The following is a 5,435-nucleotide window of genomic DNA, read 5'->3' on the forward strand; positions in this document are numbered from 1 at the left end:
TGATCGTCGTCATGATTTTTTGTAAGCGTATTCATTTCTTCCAGGGAAATGAACTCGCCGGTATCGGCAGGAATCGGCCTTTTAGGAAAATCATTCATGGTAGGTAAGTTTTAGTTTGGGGTAAAATTATTACAAATAATCGCATATACAATCCGGTTGTTTACTTATCATGAAAACGTCAACTGCGTTTTTACGCAGGTACAACTGAATGTCCTATTGGGTTTGAGCGGTTTTACACCCATGGGAAAGCGCCCGGATTCCGTATACTCCACTGGAAAAATGCGTATAAATACGCATGGTCTTTTTTCAGTTATTAAACGCTTGACTGCTCCTCTAAAGTTCTTAATCTTTGTATTGTCAACCGGCTTAAATCTATTGTCCTCAAAAAAGTTAATAGTAATTGGCCTTTCTACCATGTTTGTTTTTTTAGGTTAGTGATATGCAGAATCAATTCATCAGGTGATGCTCGTTAACCCCTTTTTTTTTCTTTAAAAAAAATAAAATTATGAGTTACCTATTAATCGGAAATATCTCTGCACTTATTTGCCAGGATTGCGTGGAGCCCCTGGTAAATGCACGTATCCGGGTTTATCTGCCTGCTGTGTCTACAGCATCAGAGCAGCCCCTCGGAATTTTTAATGACATGAAACCGTTGTCTGCACGCGAAGTATTGATGAAAGCTGACCGGTTACTGGCCGAAGCCACCCTTGATGATAAAGGCAATTTTCGTCTCCGCTGGAAGGAGGTGCACTTGTTCACCGAAGCGCTGGAACTGGACCTCTGCCTGGATGAGTTGCCCGGGAAGAATGGGTCGCGGCAATCGCGCAACTTCCACCTGAGTAAACTGGTGCTGCACTGGAAGCGGAACGCCGATGGTTATGTAGGCGCTTATGCATACGTAATCCCTGCCAGCATCTGGCATAATATATATGCCAACGCCGGCGCCTGGGTAATTACTGGTGTGGTAAAACCTCATTTTGCCGCCTCAGGGCAACCACATCTGAAAGTGGAAGCTTATAACGCGGCCACGGGTCAGCTGATCGGGCAGGCGCATACCAATGAAGCTGGGCGCTATACCCTGCATTTTTCCAGGCAGCATTTCAGCAATGGCAGGATACAGTCGCTTATTCCCGGCCGCAGCGCCCAGGGCCCGGATGTGTACTTCAAAATTTACAGGAACAATGAGCTGCTGTGGGCGGAAGATGAGAAGATGGCCAGGCTCCCTGGCAGGCAGGATCTGCGCCCATGCAGTAATGTGAATATTATTTACCGGTCGTCCCTGGTGAAACGCGCTTCAGAGCAACTTGGCAGCTGGCTCAGCGATGTGATCACCATCACCGGTCAGAAGAGAAAGAAGAGTGATAAATACCGCTTGCTAACCCATAGCTTATTGTAAAAGGATTGTTTGTATGTCCCTCCTTATCATGGCAAAACTACCAATTGTTTGTGACCTTCTAACAGCAGATGAGCAGCTACCTTTCCCCGGGTAGCTGTTCTGATTTTACGGGTATCAGAAAAACACCTCCCGGTAAAATGAATATTGTAACCCGGTGGTGGAATATCAAAATCTGGGATGGAACCGCAGCAGGGTATCCCTCAGGTATTCCCGGTCGAGATGGGTATAAATCTCTGTTGTGGTAATGCTCTCATGTCCCAGCATTTCCTGTACCGCGCGCAGATCGGCCCCGCCCTCCACAAGGTGGGTGGCAAAAGAGTGCCGGAAGGTATGGGGCGATACGTTTTTCTGAATACCCGCTTTCTGAGCCAGCTCCTTTATCACGAGAAAGATCATTACCCGGCTCAGGGCGCCACCTCTGCGGTTGAGAAACAGGGTATCTTCCTGCCCGTGCTTAACGGGCAATGCTATACGAACATTTCTCCGGTAAATATCTATCTGCCGCATGGCGTCTTTGCCGATGGGCACCATTCTTTCCTTATTGCCTTTCCCGATCACCCGGATAAATCCTACGTCCATATGCAGCTGGGTGATCTGGAGGTTAATTACTTCGCTTACCCGGAGCCCACAGCTGTACATGGTTTCCAGTATGGCTTTATTACGGTGGCCTTCAGCGGTATCCAGCGGGATCTGCGCAATGATTCTTTCTATCTCTTCAAAGGTGAGCACGTCGGGTAGCTTTCGGAGTATTTTCGGGGCTTCCAGTAGCTGGGTAGGATCTTCACGCGCCATGTCTTCCAGCAGGAGGAACCTGTAAAATGCCTTCAGGCCGGAAATGACCCGGGCCTGTGAACTGGCGGTCATACCCAGTTGGGCAATCCACTGTACGCATCCCTGAAGGTCCTCAAAAGTTACATCCTGGGGGCGTAGTTTTTCTTTGCCTTGGGCCTGGAGGTATTGCTCCAGTTTTTCAACGTCTCTTATATACGCTTCCACGGAGTGGTCGGACATAGACCGCTCTAATCTTAAATATCCTTTAAACAGTTTCCGGAATGATTCCCACATAGGCAGGCAAGTTAATTGCTTTTTGGAAAACTACGGTAACGGCTATCCGTAAAAACAGGGCTGAAGAGGTAAAATAATACCAGGAAAAACAGGCATTTCCAGGGCAAAAAAGAGGAGAGTGGTTTTATTTAAAGCAGGTAATTGTATAAATAGGCATAAGTTAATGATAATGAATTTATTGAGATGATAAAATATTTACCCTTTCCATGGTTGTAAACCGGGGTTTTTGCCTCTTTTTCGGCTATCATATTCTAATTGAAAGTTATACGATTGCGCCTTTTTGGCAGTTTTACTATTTCATCTAAAGTATCACTTCTATAAATTAATATAACTATCTGTAAATGATATGTTTATTTCATCCAAAAAATATTCGCGCACAAAAAAGGCCGGCTTTCAGAAAGCCAGCCTTTTACAAAGATGTGGATGAGTCAGTACTAGAATTTCTCCAGACCGCTGAAGAAAAAGTTACCTTCTATCACAGCGTTTTCATCAGAGTCGGAACCATGTACCGCGTTGCGGCCAATAGACTCTGCGTATTTTTTACGGATAGTACCTTCCTCTGCGTTGGCAGGATTGGTAGCCCCGATCAGTTTGCGAAAATCTTCTACGGCGTTGTCTTTTTCCAGGATAGCCGCTACGATGTGGCCGCTGCTCATGAATTCTACCAGTTCACCGTAAAAAGGTCTTTCCGCATGTACTGCATAAAACTCACCTGCTTTAGCAGTAGATAACTGCGTCATTTTCATGGCCACGATGCGGAAACCTGCAGCGTTGATCATGTTTAAAATGCCGCCAATGTGCCCGTTTGCTACTGCATCAGGCTTGATCATAGTAAATGTTCTGTTGCTCATATAATGTTTAATTCCGAATTACAGATTAGGCCGCAAAAGTAATTACATTTTCTTTAGCGGTAAAAAATTTTGAAATTCTGCCCCAAATAAAGATCTTCGCACTTCGTTTTCTGTTTCAACCACTTGTTGTGATTGGAAATCAACTCTTAACATTACAGTTTTTTAATGAAGCCGATCGAGGAAATTAAACCTTTGCTGGAGAGCCCTAAGAAAGTGGTGATAACGATGCACCAGAAGCCAGACGCGGATGCCATGGGTTCTTCCTTAGCAATGTATCATTACTTAATACAGAAAGGGCATCAGGTAACTGTAATCTCACCCACCAATTTTCCGGATTTCCTGAAATGGATGCCAGGCGCTAACGATGTGATCGACTATGAGTCGTCTATGGACCGGGCCATCCAGGCGCTGGAAGGTATTGATCTCCTGTTTTGCCTGGACTTCAACGCCCTCTACCGCACTAAAAACCTGGCGCCACACCTGGAAAAACTGGATTGCACCAAAATTCTGATAGATCACCATCTTGAGCCACAGCCCAGCTTTGACTACGGGGTGAGTGATACTAAAGCCAGCTCCACTGCCCAATTAGTTTATGAAACTATATATAAATTGGGAGATGAGCAGTATATTAACCTCGAAATTGCCGAATGCATTTATGCCGGTACTGTAACAGATACAGGTTCATTCCGCTTTGCATCTACTTCTGCCGCCGTACACCGTATGGTGGCCGACCTGATGGAAAGGGGGCTGAAACATGAGGTGATCCACCAGGCGATCTATGACAACTTCCTGGAAAACCGCCTGCGCTTCCTCGGACATAGTCTGCTGAACCGCATGGAAGTATTCTATGAATATAACACCGCTATGCTGGCTATTCCATATTCCGATCTGAAACGGTTTGATCTGCAGACAGGGGATACTGAAGGGCTTGTGAATTTCCTGTTGTCTATCCAGGGCATTAAAATGGCTGCGCTGATCATAGACCGCAACTCGGAAGTGAAGCTGTCGTTCCGCTCCAAAGGTAATTTCGATGTGAATACCTTCGCCCGCAAATATTTCGACGGGGGAGGGCACTTCAACGCTTCAGGAGGCCGCAGCACAGATTCACTGGAAAAAACAGTGGACCGTTTTGTGAAAGCCGTGGAAGAAAACGAGGACCTGTTACAATAGACTGTAATTAAAGTATTTCAACCTACTAATACAATCAAATGAAAAAAAACAATCAGTTTTTAGTTGCAACTGCAGCTTTTGGCTTTCTTTTAGCCAGTTGCGGTACTGGTGTTAAAAAAACACCGGGCGGTATTGAGTATATCGTTCACAAATCCGGCAGCGGAGCACAACTGAAATTAGGCGATACTGCCCTGGTGAATGTTACCCAGCGTATCAATGACTCCCTGCTGGGCGATTCCCGGAAAATGGTAGGCGCTGCGATCCCGGTGCTGGTGGCCAAACCACAGAACAAGTACGACCTGATGGAAGGTATTGCCCTCCTGCATGAAGGCGATAGCGCTACCTTCATTATTCCATGGGATTCATTACCAGCACAGGAGCGTCCTCCGTTTGGTAAAGCAGGTGATAAACTGAAGATCACTTTTGCAGTGGAAAACAAATATTCTGCTGCTGCCCAGAAAGAAAAAGACGAAAAAGTAATCAAAGAATACCTGGATAAAAACAAGATCAACGCTACCAAGAACGCGGAAGGCGTTTACGTAGCAGTTACCCAGGAAGGTACCGGTAATACCCCCAACCCGGGCGATACCGTGTATGTTCATTACACTGGTAAACTCACTACCGGTAAAGTATTTGATTCCAGCCAGGATTCAACTATGCGCCCAGGTATGCCTTTAGAGCCTATCAAATTCCCTATCGGCCGCGGTTTCGTGATCAAAGGCTGGGATGCTGGTTTGAGCGGCCTGAAGAAAGGTTCCAAAGCTACCCTGGTAATTCCTTCTGTACTGGCTTATGGCTTACAGGGAAGTCCTCCGGTAATCCCCGGCAACTCCGTACTGGTATTTAACGTAGAGTTAGTTGATATTAAAGCTGGCGCTCCGGCTCCTGCTGCTGCTCAACCTGTTACTCCGGGTAAATAACTGGTCAGTATCTTATAAAGAGAAAGCCCCCTG

5 protein-coding genes are annotated in these 5,435 nt (G+C 46.0%); 3 read left to right on the forward strand and 2 right to left on the reverse strand.

The window, feature by feature from the left end; translation table 11 throughout:
• The first annotated feature begins 505 nt into the window (after positions 1–505).
• On the forward strand, positions 506–1,396 hold the full coding sequence (locus VIM72_RS06675; RefSeq protein WP_332002086.1) for a hypothetical protein: 891 nt from the start codon (positions 506–508) through the stop codon (positions 1,394–1,396).
• Positions 1,397–1,561: 165 nt separating this feature from the next.
• Here VIM72_RS06675 and xerD read toward each other — a convergent pair whose 3' ends face one another.
• Both xerD and VIM72_RS06685 read right to left on the reverse strand, forming a co-directional pair.
• Positions 1,562–2,461 carry a site-specific tyrosine recombinase XerD gene (xerD, locus tag VIM72_RS06680; RefSeq protein WP_332002087.1) on the reverse strand — a complete coding sequence of 300 codons (900 nt, stop codon included), beginning with the start codon at positions 2,459–2,461 and terminating at the stop codon, positions 1,562–1,564.
• 434 nt (positions 2,462–2,895) lie between these two features.
• Positions 2,896–3,312, reverse strand: a complete 417-nt coding sequence (locus tag VIM72_RS06685) for a nucleoside-diphosphate kinase (RefSeq protein ID WP_142687090.1) — start codon at positions 3,310–3,312, stop codon at positions 2,896–2,898.
• Between the two features lie 165 nt (positions 3,313–3,477).
• Here VIM72_RS06685 and VIM72_RS06690 point away from each other — a divergent pair, with 165 nt between their 5' ends.
• Together VIM72_RS06690 and VIM72_RS06695 are read left to right on the forward strand one after the other, a co-directional pair.
• Entirely contained in the window at positions 3,478–4,482 is a 1,005-nt protein-coding gene (locus tag VIM72_RS06690; protein ID WP_332002088.1) for a DHH family phosphoesterase, read from the forward strand.
• A 38-nt stretch (positions 4,483–4,520) separates the two neighbouring features.
• Entirely contained in the window at positions 4,521–5,402 is an 882-nt protein-coding gene (locus VIM72_RS06695) for an FKBP-type peptidyl-prolyl cis-trans isomerase (RefSeq protein ID WP_332002089.1), read from the forward strand.
• The last annotated feature ends 33 nt before the right edge of the window (positions 5,403–5,435 follow it).

It is taken from the genome of Chitinophaga sp. (assembly GCF_036569185.1).
Classification (GTDB): Bacteria; Bacteroidota; Bacteroidia; order Chitinophagales; family Chitinophagaceae; genus Chitinophaga.